Source organism: Paenibacillus sp. W2I17 (genome assembly GCF_030815985.1).
In the GTDB taxonomy this organism is placed as follows: Bacteria; Bacillota; Bacilli; order Paenibacillales; family Paenibacillaceae; genus Paenibacillus.
This window is the reverse complement of record NZ_JAUSXM010000001.1, coordinates 1,224,395-1,244,433: the sequence shown is the minus strand read 5'-3', so window position 1 is coordinate 1,244,433 and position 20,039 is coordinate 1,224,395. Positions and strand designations below refer to the sequence as shown.

Annotated in this window: 17 protein-coding genes; 12 read left to right on the top strand and 5 right to left on the bottom strand. The window is 44.0% G+C overall.

Features of this window, described 5'->3' with window-relative positions; translation table 11 throughout:
* Positions 1 to 166: 166 nt before the first annotated feature.
* Positions 167 to 1,177 (bottom strand): alpha/beta fold hydrolase, encoded by a 1,011-nt coding sequence (locus QF041_RS05435; protein ID WP_307412704.1) that lies wholly within the window; start codon positions 1,175 to 1,177, stop codon positions 167 to 169.
* A gap of 124 nt (positions 1,178 to 1,301) precedes the next feature.
* Here QF041_RS05435 and QF041_RS05430 point away from each other — a divergent pair, with 124 nt between their 5' ends.
* Both QF041_RS05430 and QF041_RS05425 read left to right on the top strand, forming a co-directional pair.
* Entirely contained in the window at positions 1,302 to 2,186 is an 885-nt protein-coding gene (locus QF041_RS05430; RefSeq protein WP_307412702.1) for a LysR family transcriptional regulator, read from the top strand.
* 111 nt (positions 2,187 to 2,297) lie between these two features.
* Positions 2,298 to 2,762 carry an NUDIX domain-containing protein gene (locus QF041_RS05425; protein ID WP_307412701.1) on the top strand — a complete coding sequence of 155 codons (465 nt, stop codon included), beginning with the start codon at positions 2,298 to 2,300 and terminating at the stop codon, positions 2,760 to 2,762.
* Between the two features lie 162 nt (positions 2,763 to 2,924).
* On the opposite strand, the gene QF041_RS05420 is transcribed toward QF041_RS05425, so the two are convergent.
* The gene (locus QF041_RS05420; RefSeq protein ID WP_076253083.1) at positions 2,925 to 3,272 is read right to left on the bottom strand and encodes a winged helix-turn-helix transcriptional regulator; all 348 of its coding nucleotides are present in this window, start codon (positions 3,270 to 3,272) and stop codon (positions 2,925 to 2,927) included.
* A 133-nt stretch (positions 3,273 to 3,405) separates the two neighbouring features.
* Between QF041_RS05420 and QF041_RS05415 the strand changes: the two genes are divergently transcribed.
* Positions 3,406 to 4,320, top strand: a complete 915-nt coding sequence (locus QF041_RS05415) for a DsbA family oxidoreductase (protein WP_307412698.1) — start codon at positions 3,406 to 3,408, stop codon at positions 4,318 to 4,320.
* Between the two features lie 116 nt (positions 4,321 to 4,436).
* Entirely contained in the window at positions 4,437 to 4,976 is a 540-nt protein-coding gene (locus QF041_RS05410; RefSeq protein WP_307412696.1) for a hypothetical protein, read from the top strand.
* A gap of 643 nt (positions 4,977 to 5,619) precedes the next feature.
* Here QF041_RS05410 and arfA read toward each other — a convergent pair.
* Entirely contained in the window at positions 5,620 to 7,113 is a 1,494-nt protein-coding gene (arfA, locus tag QF041_RS05405) for an arabinosylfuranosidase ArfA (protein ID WP_307416902.1), read from the bottom strand.
* Positions 7,114 to 7,337: 224 nt separating this feature from the next.
* Here arfA and QF041_RS05400 point away from each other — a divergent pair, with 224 nt between their 5' ends.
* From QF041_RS05400 to QF041_RS05380, 5 genes are all read left to right on the top strand, one after another.
* Positions 7,338 to 8,270: an ArsR/SmtB family transcription factor gene (locus QF041_RS05400; protein WP_307412695.1), complete on the top strand. Its 933-nt coding sequence runs from the start codon at positions 7,338 to 7,340 to the stop codon at positions 8,268 to 8,270.
* A gap of 232 nt (positions 8,271 to 8,502) precedes the next feature.
* Positions 8,503 to 9,351, top strand: a complete 849-nt coding sequence (gene licT / locus QF041_RS05395; protein ID WP_307412693.1) for a BglG family transcription antiterminator LicT — start codon at positions 8,503 to 8,505, stop codon at positions 9,349 to 9,351.
* 158 nt (positions 9,352 to 9,509) lie between these two features.
* Positions 9,510 to 11,447: a beta-glucoside-specific PTS transporter subunit IIABC gene (locus tag QF041_RS05390; protein WP_307412691.1), complete on the top strand. Its 1,938-nt coding sequence runs from the start codon at positions 9,510 to 9,512 to the stop codon at positions 11,445 to 11,447.
* 42 nt (positions 11,448 to 11,489) lie between these two features.
* Entirely contained in the window at positions 11,490 to 12,956 is a 1,467-nt protein-coding gene (locus QF041_RS05385; protein ID WP_307412689.1) for a glycoside hydrolase family 1 protein, read from the top strand.
* Between the two features lie 173 nt (positions 12,957 to 13,129).
* The gene (locus QF041_RS05380) at positions 13,130 to 14,254 is read left to right on the top strand and encodes a phosphotransferase enzyme family protein (RefSeq protein WP_307412687.1); all 1,125 of its coding nucleotides are present in this window, start codon (positions 13,130 to 13,132) and stop codon (positions 14,252 to 14,254) included.
* Positions 14,255 to 14,351: 97 nt separating this feature from the next.
* Here the strand turns inward: QF041_RS05380 and QF041_RS05375 are convergent, their stop codons facing one another.
* Positions 14,352 to 15,203, bottom strand: coding sequence for an AraC family transcriptional regulator (locus QF041_RS05375; RefSeq protein WP_307412685.1), 852 nt, complete (start codon positions 15,201 to 15,203; stop codon positions 14,352 to 14,354).
* 176 nt (positions 15,204 to 15,379) lie between these two features.
* Here QF041_RS05375 and QF041_RS05370 point away from each other — a divergent pair, with 176 nt between their 5' ends.
* Positions 15,380 to 16,786 (top strand): family 4 glycosyl hydrolase, encoded by a 1,407-nt coding sequence (locus QF041_RS05370; protein WP_307412683.1) that lies wholly within the window; start codon positions 15,380 to 15,382, stop codon positions 16,784 to 16,786.
* An 87-nt stretch (positions 16,787 to 16,873) separates the two neighbouring features.
* Here the strand turns inward: QF041_RS05370 and QF041_RS05365 are convergent, their stop codons facing one another.
* Positions 16,874 to 17,761, bottom strand: a complete 888-nt coding sequence (locus QF041_RS05365) for a LysR family transcriptional regulator (RefSeq protein ID WP_307412681.1) — start codon at positions 17,759 to 17,761, stop codon at positions 16,874 to 16,876.
* Positions 17,762 to 18,107: 346 nt separating this feature from the next.
* On the opposite strand from QF041_RS05365, the gene QF041_RS05360 reads away from it, so the two are divergent.
* Both QF041_RS05360 and QF041_RS05355 read left to right on the top strand, forming a co-directional pair.
* Complete coding sequence (locus tag QF041_RS05360) at positions 18,108 to 18,854, top strand: acetoacetate decarboxylase (RefSeq protein WP_307412679.1); 747 nt, start codon at positions 18,108 to 18,110, stop codon at positions 18,852 to 18,854.
* 14 nt (positions 18,855 to 18,868) lie between these two features.
* The gene (locus tag QF041_RS05355) at positions 18,869 to 19,900 is read left to right on the top strand and encodes a ketopantoate reductase family protein (protein WP_307412677.1); all 1,032 of its coding nucleotides are present in this window, start codon (positions 18,869 to 18,871) and stop codon (positions 19,898 to 19,900) included.
* Positions 19,901 to 20,039: the final 139 nt, after the last annotated feature.

Genomic DNA, 20,039 nt, shown 5'->3' with positions numbered 1-20,039 from the left:
CGTATTTCAATAACGCTTACTTGAAAATATTCTAAACGAGAAAGGGGGAATGTGATATAAAGGTTATTGACGAGAACCCGTATCTTTTTTTACTTTTGAGTTGTAGCGAAGAAAAGAGAAATGAGCTTTGTGCACTTTTTTTACTTTGTACTCCTTCTTTTTTTACTCATGTCTCCAAAAATTGCTTTAGATGACGATCGATAACGAGTGAATCCTCTTCGTTTGCTCCGATTCCAAAGCAGTGTCCCCACTTGGACTCTACAGGTTGATACACCGCGTTTGGCATATGCTGAGCATCATACGAACTGTCTTCTGGCGTGAAAAACAAGTCACTTGATCCTGGCATAACGAGTGCAGGAGCAGTGATCTTGCTTAACGCCTGTTCGAAGTTGCCGTCATCTACGGGATTATCGCTAATGTCTCCATAGATTCCTGTACGCAACATGGTAATCAAGTCGTTAGCATCGAAGGGAAGAAATACTTGATCCCAGTAATCTTCTACATAAGATTTCAAGGAGTCGTAACCCTCAGATTGGTACAATTTCTCCAAATAGTACGCCTGCGAGAACCCCCATGGAGCATAAGCTCTTCCCATCGCTGCGAGACCGGCAACCGGAGGGTGTTCATATCTACCATTTTTATAATTCGAATCTGCCTGTAACGCCGCGATCATTGCTTTGAATACCAACTGTGTATGGGGTCTGCTCTTTGCCGTCCCGCCAAAGGGGGCAATACGCTCGACCATCTCAGGATAACTGGTTCCCCATTGATAAACCTGCATGGCTCCCAGAGACCAGCCCACAACAAGTTTGATTTTGGAGATACCGAATTTTTGAGTGATGAGTTGATGTTGGGCACGCACATTGTCATACATGGAGATGAGGGGAAAGTTGTCCTTATCATATGGGGCAGGGGTATTACTTGGAGAAGACGATAATCCGTTACCCAACATATTGGGCACAATGATAAAATAACGACTGGGGTCCAGTGCTTTGTCCGTTCCAATTAACCATTCATTATCTGTGTGAATTCCAGCAAACCATGTTGGGACAACAATAACATTGTCCTTTGCCGCATTTAAGTTTCCATAGGTTTTGTAAGCGATAAAGGCTTGAGGGAGCTGTTGTCCCGATTGAAGTAATGTAACTCCAAGGTTATATGTTTCATAATCGTTCATAGATTGATTCTCCTTATAAAATAGTAATAACTTGATTTCACTCTACAATACGTCTATTATCAATTCAACGAAACGTTATCGAACATATCATTCATTTATTTTGAACTTAGGAGGTGCCTGACTCATGGAAATACGCCAGCTAAAAACCTTTTGGACACTTGCATCGACCTGCAGCTTTAGTCAAACTGCTGAATTACTGAGCTATGTACCGTCTACCATAACCATGCAAATCAAATCGCTGGAAGAAGAGCTTGGGGTGAAATTGCTGGATCGATTAGGCAAAAAGGTCGTGTTAACGGATGCTGGCCAACAGTTTCTACCATATGCCACTAAGATATTAAACGATGTAGAGGAAGCAAAGTGCATATCCAGTCAGCACGGAGAATTGGCGGGGACGGTTGTGATCGGAGCAGACGAAGTGCTGTGTGCATATCTTCTTCCAGCCTTGTTCAAACGCTTCCGAGCGGACTATCCTGGTGTGCGGTTATTGTTCCGCCCCTTGTCAGGGCAAGAGCTTAAATCGAGTCTGAGAGAAGGGCATGCCGATGTCGTTTTTGTATTGGATGAGCCAATTAATTCCAAAGACCTTCAGTCAGAGTTTTTAAAGGATGAGACCTTTCAAATGGTGGTTTCTCCCGATCATATGTTAGCATCGCGTTCCGTGTTGGTCATTGATGACTTCCACAAACAGCATTTTCTACTGACCGAAAAGAACTGTTCGTATCGCACTCATTTTGACCAATCCATAACAAAGAAAGGTGTGGATGCTCTGACAGAGCTGGAGTTTCATAGTGTAGAAGCCATTAAACAATGTGTTGTGGCTGGTCTAGGGATCGCTTTATTACCTGAAATGGCTTTGAAGAAAGAGTTGAGCGATGGGGAAGTGGTTGCTCTGCCGTGGGATTTATCAGATGTATCCTTTTCTGCGCAAATGCTCTGGCATCGGGAAAAATGGATCTCTCCGTCCATGGCTGCTTTCATGGAGGTCGCCAAGAGTGAGTTAATTTGATTGTTCAGAATTTGTTTAGATGTATGTGTTAAAATATTCTTCATGGAGATCGTGAGGTTAAATGGAATCAACCTTCAACAACATGATACAGATATATATGGGGGATTAGCAATGGAGAGAAAGATTAGAAATTCTGCAAAAGCATTGATCATTAAAGACGGGAGAATGCTTGCAATGAAGCAGGATGATAATGATGAAGTCATCTACATCCTGCCTGGTGGGAGCCAGAATGCAGGTGAAACCCTGACGGATGCTGTGAAGCGTGAAGTTGCGGAAGAAATCGGAATAGATGTAGAACCGTTATCACTGGAATTTGTCATTGAAGGTGTATACGGTGAAGCTCTTCATCGTGTAGATTTTGTTTTTTTATGCGAGTACATAGGTTTGATGGACCAAGATAGTTCTATTCTGCCAAGTGACGAAAATCAGGTGGAATATGAATGGCTCGAAATTAAAAATATAAATGAACTACCTTTATTTCCTGCAAAATTACGAAAGCAGATCATTAGATTGGTTGATGGAGAAAAAACGGTTATGTATTTAGGAAATGAGGAAGATGACGACCTGGATAGTTAGATGTGTACACGTCGTAAACAAGCGGCCGTCTTGTATTTATAAAGGAAAGGCTATTTCAAAGGACATGATGATCCAGTGAAATAGCCTTTTTGTCGTTGAACAAAGTGTACAGAGCGATTCAAAAATGAACATCTATGATAAGGGGTTACACTAGGCCAGGAGTTATATATCTTGTTGCTTCACGCCTGCTGTCATATTTTTCTGACCCCATATTACCATGGATTCAATTAAAGGAACCAATTCCTTGCCCGATTCTGTGAGCGAATACTCCACTCTCGGTGGCACCTCGTTATATTGCTCCCGATGCACGATGCCGGAATGAATCAAATCCTTCAAACAGTTCGTTAGCATCGTTCCGGTAATGCCAGGCAATCTTCTTTTTAATTCATTGTAACGTATACAGTCATTTTCACTGAGGATTGCCAGGATCGGAAGATTCCACTTGCCTCCAATGACCTGAAATGCATAAGTCGCTGGACATAACTGATCGAAATTAAACTCGTATTTCACTTGATACCCTCCAATAGTATACTTTTTGATACTAAGTCAGAAAAAGAATCGTACTTGTTCAGAAGAATGTAGACATTATAATCAAACTAACACAAGAAAATCAATTCATAAGACAATATAAAGGCGGGATAATGTGAGTAACGAATCTATGATGTGTGATCTGGAAACAGGCGTATGTGGTGTGAATGAGGAAGAGGCGATGCAAGAAATCAATCTGAATCACGTTGAGAAAAGGATAACTCTATATTACGCAACAGATCCGATCTGCTCTCACTGCTGGGCGCTTGAGCCTGTGCTTCATCGGTTTGTTGAGGAATACGGCCATTATTTTACGCTGCAAATCAAAATGGGTGGGCTACTGGCTAACTGGAATGGTTTTTCGGATGGTGCTAACGGGATTCAGAAACCTTCGGACGTTGCAGCGCATTGGAAGGAAGTGGGTGAACATTCACGCATGCCCATCGACGGTTCCTTATGGCATGATAATCCAATACTTTCTTCCTATCCGCCATCTCGCGTATTTAAGGTCATTCAGAGTACACACCCTGGGAAAGAGCAGGACTTTTTAAGACGTGCGCGTGAAGCTGTGTTTGCATTTAATCGAAATATTGGAGAAGATGATGTGCTGACGGATATCGTTAATCAACTGGGCTTGAATGGTAAAGAAGTGGTTGAGGCGGCTGCACAGCAATCTACACAAGAGTTATTAGAGGAAGACTTTGAGAGTGTCGCTAGTTTGGGAGTTAGAGGTTTCCCATCAATTATCATTGTGAATGAAGAGAACCAGGGTATGAAAATTGTCGGAGCGCGTTCTCTTGAAACATATGTGCAAGCACTTCAGCAGGTGCTTGGTGGTGATCTGAAACCAAAACAAATAAACTCGTTGGAGCAGAAAATCAATGAGGGACACCTTCTTTTTTCTAAAGAAATGGAGGTCTTGTACAATATCGAAAAGAGTGATATTGAATCATATGTGAAATCTGAATTGGTAGAGCACACATATCGTATGGGTCATATTTTGAATGAGATGTATATTGAGCATATCTGAGGCAGGAGCCATGTCAGAATCTTCCTGCTTTCGGCACAAGGATGTGTTATTCGCACAGGCAAGTCGTCCACCCATTGCGTAGACTGAAGTAGATCAAGTCAAGTGAGGTGAATTCCATGGCTAAAACCAATGAAATACACGTCCGGGTGAAACGGCTCAAGGATCGCCCAGTCTGCGTGACTCTTCATAATGGCGAGACGTACGTCGGGTACATCTCTGGCGTTAACAGCGAAGGCGTAGTGCTTACGGGGGGCGGAAAGCTTACACAGGCCGCAATCACAGCACCCTCATCTGAAGGCAGTGCTCGCAAAACAAAACCTAAAGCAGGGGCTACGAGAAAAACAGCATCCTCTCGAAACCGTAAACGGGTGAACAGCACACGTAAGTCGCAAATACGATCCCGGTCGATGTCTCGCTCAGCGTCTAGGCAAGCCCAGGTATCATCTTTCATGCCTATGCTAGGCTCATTGTTAGGTGGCTTTGGCGGTGCAGGCTCGATTGGAGGTATGTTAGGCGGGGGTATGCGGTTGTTTGGCATGATCCAGCGGTTTACACCTGTGGTCAAAATGGGTTATGGCATGATTAAGCAGATTCAGCCATTTATGGGGGCAGTTCAAGGGCTGATTGACTCCAGCAAGCCAAGCAGCTCAGGCTGAAACCGTAGGTGAAGAGGAAGCACAACAAGGATAATACTTGAAATGAAAATCGTGAAATAGAACACAACCTTCGTTGCATTTGGGAAGTAAGTATCGCTAGTATGTTGGGTGATCTGATCTCTTTCTGATCTGTTCCTTATCTTCTCCGCTAGATGCTTAACCGCAAGCTGCTCTCCGTACGGCAAACGGAGGGTGGCTTATTTGCTTATGCTGTATATGAGGTTCGAACCAGCTCGATTTCGCATGCTTGCTCAGTGCTAACGAACCTCAGAAACCTTATTCGGGTCAATATCAAGGCATTAAAATTCTAACGAACATGACACACCCTATTTGCTGCAAAATGTAAGATATAGTGTGGAAAAGGGGCTGATTCTGCAGCATAACTTCTCCTGTGTTCGTTAGAATTAAAATCCGCCCGAATCGGGTTAAATAAGACTCCCAGTGTTCGTTAAATTCCTTCGTTGCGAGTAATAAAAACTGAGATTTCCAATACGCACCACAGGGTCTAACTTTGGAACTGTGTAGTTCGGCTGACTACCCTCATGCAGCAAAAAGCACCGCGCGCAGGGGGCTGCACGCGGTGCGAAAAACAATGCTGATGTTGCAGAGTAGGAGAAAATTTCTATCCCGCTCTTATTACTTATTATGCCTGTTTGGTTTTGAGGCGAATCACGTTCCATGATGCTTTGTTCAAGACTGCTTGCACTTTACCCTGGTCAACCGTTGTATATCCGCCGTTGTGAGGAACAACGTTACGTGGGTTTTCTTTGGTATTGGTGGCTTTCAAGTCGTTGTTCTCCAATACGATATGCTCCACAAATGTGGTTTCTCCGAAGGAACGCAGATCCACATTCAGTTCCAACTTCTCATCCAGATGTCTGTTCACCGCAAAGATTGTGATCGTGCCGTTCTCTTCATCATGCACACTGATCGCTTCGAGATAAGGCACATCTGTAAAGTCTTTGGAATCATATTTAGGTGAAGAGGTAATGGATCGCAACACCGTACCACGACCGAAGTTGGATGCGTGCATGAATGGGAAATACGTCGTCTGGAACCAGATTGCTCCGTTATTTTCCGTCATGATTGGTGCAATGGTGTTAATCAACTGAGCAAGGCAAGCCATTTTTACACGGTCGGCGTGCTTGAGTATGGTAATCAGATAACAGCCCACGGCCAGTGCATCTTCATGTGTATACACATCTTCAAACTCTGGAGGCGCAATCTGCCAGCGTTCTTCCATACGGCTTGTGCCGATGGATTTCCAGACATTCCATTCATCCAGAGACAGCATTAATTTCTTTTTGCTGCGTTTCTTGGCTTGTACAAAATCACAGATTGAAGCAACACTATCAATAAATTGATCCAGATCCAGCGATGTCGCCAGGAAGTCATACGTGTTGTCTTTATTGTTGTTGTAATACTGATGCAGGGACAAGTAGTCCACATTTTCATAGGTAAGATCCAGCACGGTTGCTTCCCAATCTGCAAATGTACTCATGTCACGGCTGGAACTGCCGCAAGCCACAAGCTCAATTTCCGGATCAACCCATTTCATCGCTTTGGCTGTCTCATTGGCAAGACGGCCATATTCATATGCAGTCATTGCACCAATCTGCCAAGGGCCATCCATTTCGTTGCCTAGACACCAGGTTTTGAATTTATGCGGGTCCTTGTAACCGTGAGAGATACGCAGATCACTCCAGTATGTGCCAAATGGGTGGTTACAGTATTCGATCAGGTTTCTGGCCGCATCAATGCCGCGAGTACCCAGATTTACAGCCATCATGACTTCGGTTCCAACCAGTTTGGCCCAATCTGCAAATTCGTTTGTTCCTACCGCATTCGTTTCAATCGTCCACCAAGCGAGTTCAAGTCTGCGTTTACGTTCCGCTACCGGACCAACGCCGTCCTCCCAATTGTAACCGGATACGAAATTGCCGCCCGGATAACGAACAATTGGCACATTCAAAGCTTTAATCGCTTCAATGGCATCCTGACGGAAACCTTGAGCATCTGCCGTAGGATGACCTGGATCATAAATACCGCCGTATACCGCCCGTCCCAGATGTTCTATAAATGAACCATAGACACGCGGATCTACTTCAGCAATCTGAAAGTCTTTATCAATAAGCATCTTGGATGTGAGCAATGGGAAAACCTCCATAGAATTAATTTTAGGTGTGTAAGAAACTCTATTTCATGATGAGTTCGCATAAAAGCAAAATCAACGGATTGATTTGTTATCTAATGTGTATCATAATGCTATTATATTGAGCAAGTTTATTTCGCAGGGTTCGCTAAATAACGAATTCTAAATCAATAATATATGAATTCTATAGAGATAGGGAAGTGAAATTGATGATGCTTGGCACGGATGCCACATCCTTGATCATATATGAGGCGCTCGCCAGCGAGGCCCGTTTAAATATCGTTCGCTTATTATTGCAAAACAGGGAGATGCATATCAATGCGCTTGCCAAAGAGCTGTATCTGAGCAAAGCCATCGTTAGTACACATGTGAGCAAATTGCAGAAAGCGGGCATCGTAGGTAGCCGCATGAAGCGTGAGAACGGTGGAACGTATAAATACTGCTTTATTCTGCAAGAATTTATGACTATCAATCTCTCTCCTGAACCAGTTGATGCTCCTTATCATGAAGTCTCTATTCCGGTTGGTCAGTATACGGATTACGAAGCCTGGCCCACCTGTGGCATTGCAACAACAACGCAGATGATTGGGCAATATGATACCCCGGCCTGCTTCATGGACCCGGATCGGGTCAATGCAGGTATTCTTTGGTTGGCACGAGGTTTTCTGGAATATAAGATTCCCAATTATCTGAATACACAACAACATCTCCAGGAAATTGAAATTTCACTCGAACTCAGTTCGGAAGCACCCCAAGTTAATGAAAACTGGCCTTCCGACATCCGTTTTTCCCTTAATGGTAAACACCTGGGAACATGGACAAGCCCCGGGGACTTTGGAGATCGGAAAGGAAAACATACACCGCTATGGTGGAAATTGGACGTCAACCAGTATGGTGTATTGAAAATGCTGCGTATTAACGGGGAAGGCACGTTTATTGATGGTCAGCGCATGTCGGATGTGCGCGTTCAAGACCTGAATCTGGGTGCATCCACCTATTGGACCTTTGGATTGAAGCCGGAAGAGGGAGTAGATGGCCGAGGCGGACTCACCCTGTTTGGGAAAGGTTTTGGAAACTATGATCAGGATATTCTGATTCGATACTATTATGATGCTCAGGAAAATAAGACTCCAGACGAATAGGATTTTCGTTTTGATGTCAGTTTATAGAGGGAAAGTTCCACGATGAACCACACGCAGAACAATTCCAGAGTAATGGTATTGACAACGATTACATAGCTGATATAAGATACAGCTATATAAGGAGTGTCACTGATTCGATCAGGCACCACCAAAGTCTGGATTTCACAAGTTTGTTTATTACTTGTGAATTGGACATTGGTGGTGCTTTTTGCATACTGGGGGTGATTACATCATGAGGTTTAAAAAATCGTTAAATAACAACATCGCACTGGCGGAAGACGCCGAAGGCTGCGAAGTCATTGTCATCGGAACGGGTGTTGGCTTCAAAAAAGTAAAAGGACAGCCGATTGAGCAGAGCCAGATCCAGAAAATGTTCCGAATCGGCTCGAATGATAAATATCAGCGAGTCGAGCAATTTCTCAGTGATATCCCACTGCAAGTCATCGACATTACGGATCAGATTATTGAAGAAGGCAAGACGATGATTGGAAAAAAGCTAAATGATTCGATCCTTTTAACACTTGCGGACCATATTCATTTTGCGCTGGATCGTTTCAAAAAAGGCGTGGATGTGCAAAATCCGCTTCATTGGGACATTCGCCATCTATATCCTGCCGAATACCGTGCCGGAGAATGGGCAGTTCAAAAAATCAATGATGCTTTTCTAGTCTCACTGCCATCTGGTGAATCAAGCTCAATTGCCCTTCATTTCGTGAACTCACAATTCGACTCGGGCAGTATGAACCAAACGATTAAAATTACACAGATGATTAATGACATTTTAGGTATCATGACAGAACATTTTGGAATGGCACTGAATCAGGAATCTGCTGATTTTTCCAGGTTCATCACCCATCTGAGATACTTCATTGTTCGTCAGTTGAACCGGGAAGTGCTCTCGTTTAAAGATCAGCAATTTCTATATGATGTATTGTCGGAGAGATATCCTGTCAGCTTCGAATGCGCACTCAAAATAAAGGAGGCGATGGAGCAGCAACGCGGATTTGTGATTACTCCCGATGAGATGGTATATCTCATGATCCACATCGAGAGAGTGACATCCCGTACCGATACGGATTGATCTCCATACAACCTGTTTGAAGTTATACCATCATCAAAATGAATTGAATATGGAGTGTTACTGATTCGATCAGGCACCACCAAATGTTTCCGACTCCGCATCTGCGGCGGGCCGGTATTACATTTGGTTTTTTTTTCGCCAAAAAAGGAGGAAGCAACATGAATCATCGGGAGTTGTCCAAAGAAATTATCCAGTTAACAGGAGGGCAAGAGAATATTACCCAAGCCTGGCATTGCATCACACGGCTTCGTTTCAACGTTCGAGAGCAAAACAAAGTTCAATTGGAACAGATCAAAGCGCTTGATGGTGTGCTCGGCGCACAGTTTCAGAACGATCAGTTTCAGGTGGTCATTGGTAACCAGGTTGCAGCCGTATATGAGCAGATCGAGGATCAGATGAAGCAGAATGGCATATCGAAGCCCGAAACAGACGCGCCACGCTCTAAAGGGATTAATGCTGTTTTGGATACGATCTCCGGCATTTTCACTCCGATTCTGCCTGCCATCGTAGGTACAGGGATGTTAAAGGGGATTCTGGCACTGCTCGTTACACTTGGAGCGATACAGGAGAAAAGCGGTGAGTATCAAGTTCTGTCTTCCATCGCAAATGCGGCCTTTTATTTCTTGCCTTTTCTTCTGGCCCTATCATCAGCCCGAAAGTTCAAAGTGAATGAATATATCGCCCTGACGCTTGCAGGTACTTTATTGTATCCTACGATTCTGAACGCGTATCTGGCAAACCAGCTTGAACCGATTCGTTTTCTCTCGCTGCCCGTGTCCATTGTGAATTACACCCAGTCCGTTATTCCCATTATTCTGGGTGTGTGGCTTCTGAGTTATGTACATCGCTGGGTGGATCGTTTTATTCCCGGTCCGGTCAAAGTCATCTTTACCTCGATGATTGTGCTAGTCATCACAGTGCCGATTCTATTAATTGCGATTGGCCCGCTAGGGAATTACATGGGCATCTATCTGGAAATGGGCACTTCTTGGCTCTTTGCCCATTCGGGGCCGTTAACCGGCATTATTCTTGGCGGCTTCATGCCTCTGATTGTTATGACGGGAATGCATTATGCGTTCTTCCCGGGCACATTGCAGAATCTGAGCAAACTCGGATATGACGTACTTTTGCTGCCGATCAACCTGATAACCAATATGAGTCAGGCTGGTGCAGTCACGGCTGTTTTCCTCAAGACCAAAGATAAAAGAATGAAATCCATTGCTTTATCCAGTGGCATATCTGCCTTGCTTGGCATTACTGAACCTGCACTGTACGGTGTCACCTTGAAGCTGAAAAAACCATTTTACGCTTCACTCATCGGTGGAGCAGCAGGGGGTGGCTTTATTACCGCAGTGGGTCTGAAATGCTTCGGTTTTGCTGTACCAGGATTGCTGTCACTTCCGTTATACATTGGCCCGAATGGTGGCATGTCCAATTTCTGGTATGCATTAATCGGAATTGGCATCAGCTTTACTGTTTCCTTCGTGGTGACTTTGTTGCTCAAGTGGGATGAGCCAAATGCACACAATTTTGCCATGTCCGACTCAGCACAAACATTAACCGAACAGGAACAGGATACAACCACTGCCTTTTCTCAAGAAACGGTGACACCTGTCACAGTACATTCCATTGAGGATAAAAAAGGGGAGGTGTTCAGCCCGCTCACTGGTGAATTGGTGCCGCTCGCAGAGCTTCCGGATCAAACGTTTGCCGAGGAAATGACCGGGAAAGGTATTGCCATTCGTCCGCAGGATGGACGTGTTACAGCTCCTTTTGACGGAACCGTCACGTTGGTTGCCAAAAGTAAACATGCGATTATGCTGACATCATCCAGTGGAATCGACATTCTCATTCATGTTGGACTAAACAGTGTGTCGCTCAAAGGGAAATATTTTGACGTGAAGGTTGTTGCTGGACAAGAAGTGAAGAAGGGTGATTTGCTTCTGGAATTTGATATGGATGGCATCCAGGGTGCGGGTATTGATCTTGTGACACCAGTCATTGTAACCAATACGCCGGATTACCTCGATGTAGTACCTGTTCAGGTGAAGGGGGTGATTCCAATGAATGAATTGCTTCTCCTCACCGTTCGTTGACAGCTTCATGCATACCACATACAAAAAAAGGAGAGAAATAACATGACAAAAACAATTAAACACTCATTTCCTGAAGGATTTTTATGGGGCGGAGCTACCGCTGCCAATCAGCTCGAAGGTGCATATGACGCAGACGGCAAAGGACTATCTACCTCAGACATGGCTCCATTCGTTCCACATGAGGAGCGCAATGGCAAGGATTTTACCTTCGACGTGGATTCTGTTCAATTGGAAGAATATCTGAGCGGTAACACAGACGTATATTTCCCGAAACGGAACGGCGTGGATTTCTATCATCGCTACAAAGAAGACATTGCCTTGTTTGCAGAGATGGGTTTCAAAGTGTTTCGTCTTTCGATCGCGTGGACACGGATCTTCCCGACAGGAGAAGAGGCTGTTCCCAATGAAGCTGGTCTTGCCTTCTATGATAACGTGCTCGACGAACTCTTGAAATACGGCATTGAGCCGCTCGTAACGATCTCTCACTACGAGATGCCCGTTGAGTTAACCCGCAAATACAACGGCTGGGAAAGCCGCGAGATGATCGATCTGTATCTGAAATTTGCCAATACGCTGTTTGACCGCTACAAAGACAAAGTGAAATACTGGATTACCTTCAATGAAATGAACATGATGCTGACAAGTCTGTATACTGGCGGCGGCATTCTGGAAGATAAAATCAAGGGAAACCCGGAGCAAGTGGCTTATCAGGCAACGCATCATCAGTTTGTAGCTAGTGCGCTGGCTGTCAAAAGCGGAAAAGAGAAAATGCCGAATGCACAAATCGGCTGTATGATCTGCCGTCTGGAAACGTATGCTGCTTCTAGTAAACCGGAGGACGTTCTGCAGACGCTGAAGGAAGATCAGATGAACCTGTTCTACCCAGAGGTGCAGGCACGAGGCGAATACCCATCCTATATGCAAAGATATTTTGAGGAAAACGGCATTGAACTGGTTAAAGCTCCTGAGGACGATGCCATTATCCGGGACAATACCGTGGACTTTATTGCTTTCAGTTATTACATGACGTATATCGGAAAATATGATCCCAATGACAACAGCAACTCTGGTATGCTGGTCAGTCAGATTAAAAACCCGCATCTGAAAGCTACCGAATGGGGATGGCCTATCGATCCAATTGGTCTTCGCGTCGCGCTGAACCGGTTGTATGATCGTTACCGGATGCCGCTCTTCATCGTTGAGAACGGGCTGGGTGCTATCGACACACCGGAAGAGGACGGGGCAGTGCATGACCCTTATCGCATCAATTACTTGCGCAGCCACATTGAACAGATGAAAGAAGCCGTCGCTGACGGCGTTGAATTGATGGGTTTCACTAGCTGGGGACCTATCGATATCATTAGCTGCTCGACTTCTGAAATGGGCAAACGTTATGGTTTCATTTATGTAGATCAAGACAATGCCGGCAATGGTTCATTGGAAAGAACCCGCAAGGATTCCTTCTACTGGTACAAACAAGTTATTGAAACGAACGGAGAAATCCTGTAATTATACAAAATTCTTACACGCCGCCCGTATGGGCGGTTCTTTATTTTACACTAGTAAAATCAGGGATAATTATGTAAACTTGTGATATTCAAACAAGAGGAGTGAATTCAATGTCTAACAAGGTGATTTTGCTTTAGGTTCACAGAAGGATATTTGCATTACAGAGATTCCTTTTGTGGACATTGCACTGCGGGAAACCGTCCAAACAATGTTTACTGGAGGAGATTATTATTAATTTTAACGAAGCTGTTAACATCAGCAATACACATGTACTGACGCTGGTACCCGAATTGTTTCATCTGGAGGGTTACAATATTCAGCTTATTCCGCCTCATGAGGGTGGACGTAATGTCGTTTACACTTGCGAGCAAGAGGGGCGTGAATCGCTAATTCTACGGGTGTCTTTTTTGCCTGACAGAAAGCGGGAAGATTACATTGCCGAACTGGAGTATGTCCGGTATTTATTTAAGCACGGTGCAAGTGTCTCGAATGTAGTCAGCTCGAAAAAGGGCCATCTGTTAGAAGAGATCACTTATGATGAGCATACGTTCTTTATCTGTATGTTTGTGAAGGCCAAGGGGAAGTTGCTGGTAGAAAACCATTATCAGTACCGTGAAGGGGTCCCACTTTCCGAATACTATTATAATAGCGGAAAAGTTCTGGGCAGAATGCATCAATTATCGAAAGGGTACACTCCCGTCCATCGCCGGCATCATTTGATTGACAATTATAACGGTAAATATATCGAAAACGTAGTACCTGAATCATTCTCTTTGCTCAAGCAGAAGATGGTCGAGATCCTGAATACCTTACAAGGTTTGGATACAAACCAAGAAACATTCGGGATGATCCATTTCGATTATAATGACGGGAATTATTCGATTGATTTTGATACCGGTCAGATCACCGTGTATGATTTCGATAATTCATGCTTCGGTTGGTATATATATGATCTGGCTGATCTATGGACGCACGGTATGGGCTGGATACAATTCGAACCCGATGTCAGTAAACGCAGAACGTTCATGGGAGAGTATTTTGAAACCGCACTTGCCGGTTATACTTCCGAGACCCGAATCGCAGATGCGATGTTGGAGAAGCTGGCTTTATTTATTCAAGTCACCCTTCTGGAAAATATTCTAGGTCAATTTGAGGAAATGCAGCGTGCGGGCGAAGAACCGGAAGCTGACGAAGAACTGTTGTATCTCATTAAATGTCTGGAAGAGGATATACCGTATAAAGGATTTTTCCATGAGATGTATTCCACTGAAGCTCCTTTTGAGTATGAGGGACGCTGAAGGGACCTGTACGTAAACTAAACCCTGAATAACAAGGATTCATCAAGTATGGAGGCAGCCGGATTGATCGGTTGCCTCTTTGTTTGTCTGCGGTATTTTATTCAAATTTGGATGGGGGCACGTTGTAGAATTTTTTGAATGCTTTGGAGAACGTAAAGGGATCGGGATAACCCAGAAATCCGGCAATTTGCTGGATCGTATATTTTTTCTCGTACAGATAGTCTCTGGCCCGGTTCATTTTGATCTGATTGATATACTGCCCCGGTGTAATACCGAGGATTTTTTTGAACAAAGAAATAAAATATTTCTCAGAGACGCCCGCAATGGCCGCAAGCTCGTTAACTCGGATGGCACGATGCAGATTCGCATCCACGTAGGGAAAGACATTCTGCAGAACTTCCAGACTTCCTTCGATTTTCCTCGGTTTTCGGTCTTTCAGAAACTCACCGTGATACAGCCCTTGCCTATGTAATTCCAAAATTTTGGCGATGACGAGAAGTAGAGAGGCTTTCAAATAAAGTGGACTGGCTGAAGCGCCGCCACTCTGCTTGAATCTTCGATAGGACGAGGTGAACAGCGTTGATTCCTCTTGAATCAGATTGCCAGGTACAATGCCTGGGAGCTGAAACTCGCCGAGAATTCGCTTTTGCTCAGCGATGCTGAAATCAAAGTGCATGTATACGAAACGGCACAACTCTCCGGTCGTGGAAGCAGTGTAGGGCATATCCGGATAAAAAAACACGACGTCACCCGGGTTCGCCATATGCTCGATTCCATCGATGGTAATCTGCACGGAGCCTGCTGTAATGAACCACAGATCATAATCGGAATGAGACTTGTGCTCCGTCCAATTGCTGTCATGCGTTTGTTCCAAATAAGAGCTCATGCGAAGTGTGACATACTCCGAAAGTTCGTCGATTATACTCATATTTACAGTTCCTATGTGCATCTAATCCAACCTAATCCTCTCGACTTTATGACATCCTTTATATTTCACTATCATAACAAAGGATTTATCTCTTGTTAACTATCGTACCATATGACATGTTTTGAAAACTATCACACATTCCGATTCCAGCCCACTCACCTATAATGAACTTATATCGTTACGAGGAGGGGTTATTGATGAATGCTACAAGTACACAACATCCAAAGGTGGTTGTTATTGGGGCGGGCAGCCTGTTTTTCGGTCGTCAGTCCATCTGGCAGATGGTTCACTCCCCATATTTGAATCAGGGAACGCTGGCCTTGGTGGATACGGACGAGGAACGGCTCTCGAAAATGGTAAAACTAGCGGAAATGGTCGCCAAGGAGAACAATGTATCCCTAAAGATTGAGGGTTCAGTGGACCGAAGACAGGTGCTGACGGGAGCCGACTTCGTTGTGCTCAGCTTTGCGGAAGAATCGGTGAAATATCGGGGCATCGACTGCCAGGTTTCTCTAAAGTATGGGATTCGCATGTGTTCCGGCGATACGATTGGCCCTGGTGGAATCTTTCGCGCGATGCGGGAACTGCCGGTTATTATGGAATGTGCCAAGGACATTGAGGAGTTATGTCCGGATGCTTGGGTGATCAATTATATTAACCCGTCTACCGTGCACGGCATCGCTTTACATCGATATGCACCGAAGCTTAAATCATTTGCACTGTGCGATAGTCATCATATGCCGCATAAGAAAGCCTATTATGCCGTACGAGCCGAAATCATCGAAAATACAAGCCAGTTCACCGCAGAAATAGACCAGAAATTCGATTTTCGTATCGCGGGTGTCAATCATTTTACTTGGCTGCTCAAAGCCGAGTATGAAGGAAAAAATGTGATGCCCACAATTGCAGAAGCCATGCGCAAGCTGGCAGGTGATGAGAATAACGGCGGTGATCGCGGCGCAAAAGCTCTATTTAACGATGCAATTACCTACGAACTGTATGATATTTTCGGAATCATTCCCACTTGTACGGCGCATACAAAGGAATACGTTCGGTATTGGCAGGGTCTTGGCAAAACTGCGGACACCATCCCGCCATTATCGATCTGGGAGACAGAGGACAGATATGAGCGTCACGATGAAATGTGGCAGCAAGTCGATGACTTCCTTACAGGAAACATCCCGATTGCCAATTACATGAGCACCTTCGGACCGGATCATGCGACAGATATCATCGAAAATATGGTGGGGAACTTGGGCAAAAAGTTCTTCATCAATACGCTCAATCAAGGCGCTGTAACCAATATGAATAACGATTCGTTCCTGGAACTACTGTGCGATGTAGATATGGATGGAGTGAAGCCACTCCATGTAGGCGAGATGCCACGTGGAATTAGAGGTATGCAAGAACTTGTACTGGATACGCATGAGCTTACGGTTGAAGCTGTTCTGGAACAGAGCTACGAGAAGCTGAGAAGGACGATGCTCACTGACCCGCTCGTGAGTTCCATCAGCGACGCGGACAAGATCATTCATGAATTGTTGGAACTGGAGCGTAAGATGATTCCGGACGTTTGGTATAAGGACAGACTGCAGTATAGCTAAGAACGATAACGATCAAAGACCACGTCGGTTCCTTCCAAGGAACTAACCTGGTCTTTGTTTTTATCGTTTGTCATGTATAAAGAAATCCTATTCCACTTTAAACAAGCCAGCATGGTCTTCATAATACGAAGTAATAAAATTACGAAATTCTCTTACAGCAGGAGATAACCATTTTTGTTTGACCCAGGATAGGCTAATGGGATATATAGCTGAATCATCTGCAATTTTTACATAACGTAACCCTAGTATTCTACATACGGAGATCGGAATTAATGCAACACCCTGATTAAGGCTGATAATTTCAAGCAGGGTATGAGAATCGACCTCAAATGCATGATTGGGGAGGAAACCTGCTTTTTCACAGAGCATAGTTGTAAACCGGCTGTACTCCTTATTATCGGCAAGGGAAATAAAGGGCTCATTTGCAACAACACTTAATGAAATGCTTGTCTCTCCGCCGTATGCATGATTCGTGGGAACAACGAGAACAATATCCTCCTCAACAAGCACAATACTCTCAATCTCCTCATCCTGAATCGGATGCCCCGTAATCCCCAGATGCATTTCGCCTTTCTTCAAACCTGTAATAATTTCACTGCGGGTTCCAATACCCTGATGAAGCTTGGTTTCGGGGGAGCCGTTGATATAGTCACTAATAAGACCTGTGAGGAATCTGGTATTCGTAATCGAGATCCTGATTGTATTGGATATTTGCTGTTCCTCCGCTTTAATCTCCATCTCTGCATTTTCAATTTCAATAAAAATCCTGTTCACATGTTTCAATAGAATTTCACCTGAGGAATTCAATTGAATGTTTCTTCCTCTCCTGTGGAATAAGGGGGTACCCAGTTCATCCTCAAGTCTTTTAATCGTCAAGCTTAGGGAAGGTTGAGCAATATTTAATTGTGCAGCTGCTTTGGAGATATGTTCAGTATAGGCAACGGTCTGAAAGTATTTGAGCTGAAGCAATTCCATTCACGTGCACCCCTTATTTATTTTGATAAATATATATAGTACTTATTATGTATTATATTAAATTTAAATATTGATGTAGAATTTTTTTATGAGATACAGATCAAATTTTGAATTGCAAAAACCTGACTATATAAGTTGAACTAATTATTTACACAATAACGGAGAGGACAGAAAAAACCTGAAAAAGCAAAGCGTTCGCCTTTATCACCGGATTTTCCCCTTTAGAAGGGGAATCGAAAAATCTGGGGATAACAGCGATTGGAAGGTTGTTCTGTCATCGTAGTGTCAGTGTAAATAATCTTGAGTTCAACTTATATAGAACCAAAACATAAGGTAGGTGTCTTTGATGAAAATCGATGTGAATAACATAGCTAAAAATCTGAATACACCCCTAACAGCTCCGGCATACCCGATGCCACCATACAAATTCGTGAATCGTGAATATTTGAATATTATTTACCGAACTGATGCAAAAGCGTTGCGGGCAGCCGTACCAGAACCTCTCGAAATTACTGAACCACTGGTTAAATTCGAAGTGATGTGGATGCCGGATGTTTCTGGGCTGGGTGCTTATACAGAAGCTGGACAAGTTATTCCTGTGCAATTCAATGGGGAGGAAGGCGATTATGTGCATTCGATGTACGTAGACAATTTCCCCGCGATAGCCAGTGGTCGAGAACTCACCGCCTATCCGAAAAAGCTGGGTGCACCCAAGTTGTATACCGATTCAGATACACTAGTTGGCACACTAGATTATGGAACGCTGCGTGTAGCCACGGCAACGATGGGATATAAACATATGGAGCTGGATAAGGAGTTCGCCAAACGTGAAATATGCCGACCTAATTTTATGATTAAGATTGCTACGGACTATACCGGAAATTTAAGAATATGTGATCTGATCCGTACTCAAATTACGGACATCGAAGTGAAGGAGGCTTGGACAGGACCTGCCCGGCTTCAACTGTTCGAACATGCGTTGGCACCTCTTGCAGATCTGCCTGTGTTGGAAGTGGTGTCCGCTTCTCATATCCTTACCAACCTAACCTTAAACGCTGCACAACCTGTATATAACTACCTGGAAGAGAAATAAGGAGGAAAAATAAAATGAGAATTGCAATTGTAGGAGCAGGATCTTTGGGAACCATCGTAGGTGCATACCTTGCGGATGGTGGACTGGACGTTGAGTTAATTGATGCATATCAGGAACATGTAAATGCTTTAAATCAGACGGGTGCTAAAGTGACCGGAACCACGGAGTTTCAGGCCAAAGTAAAAGCCATTACTCCTGATCAGAAATCAGGACAATATGACCTCGTTTTACTTTTAACCAAACAACTCTACAACGATTCCATTCTTCGGGAATTACTTCCATTCTTGAAAGAAGACAGTATGGTGTGTTCTTTGCAGAACGGGATTCCGGAAGAAAAAGTGGCGTCCATTGTGGGTGAAAAACGTGTCATTGCTGGCTCCGTTGAATTTGGCGCTACGCTCATTGAACCGGGTGTGTCGAGCCTGACCATCGAGTACACTCAATTTAAGCAGTATGCTTTTCAGATTGGTGAAATAAATGGTGAAATCACCGAACGAATTCAGCGCGTGAAATCGGTGTTGGACCTTGTAGGTGGAACACACATTTCCGATAACCTGGTTGGAACCAAATGGTCCAAATTGCTGATCAACAATGCATTTAGTGGTTTATCAGCTGCTTTGAATGGGGAATATGGGGACATTCTTGATCAAGAAGCCGGCATTGTGAGTGCAGCTCATATTGCGGACGAGACGATTAAAGTTGCTCGCGCCAATGGGGTCACCCTAGTTAAAATGAATGGATTCGACATCGCTTCACTCGAACTGAACAGCAAAGAAGATATCCCTGAACGGGTGAAAACATTACGTTACGTGATGGAGCCCTCCAGATTGCTCAAAGCAAGCATGCTTCAAGATCTGGAGAAAAACCGGAAAACGGAGATTGATTATATTAACGGAGTTGTTTCAAGCAGAGCAGAGGGTACCGGAATTACGACACCTTATAATGATTTAGTTGTAAAACTGGTTAAATCTGCTGAAGAAACTCAAACCGTTCCTGATTTTGACACGAACATAAAAGCTTTTGAAGAACTATTAAGTGCACAATAATAAATTTAAAGTTTACACTGAAGGGGCTTTCTCCAAAGGAATTTCCTTTCTACTCAAGCGCTAACGAATCTACTGGAGCTAGAATAAAAAGTGGACACCCGTTAACGGACGGAAGGATAATAAGACTAACGGAGGTGTC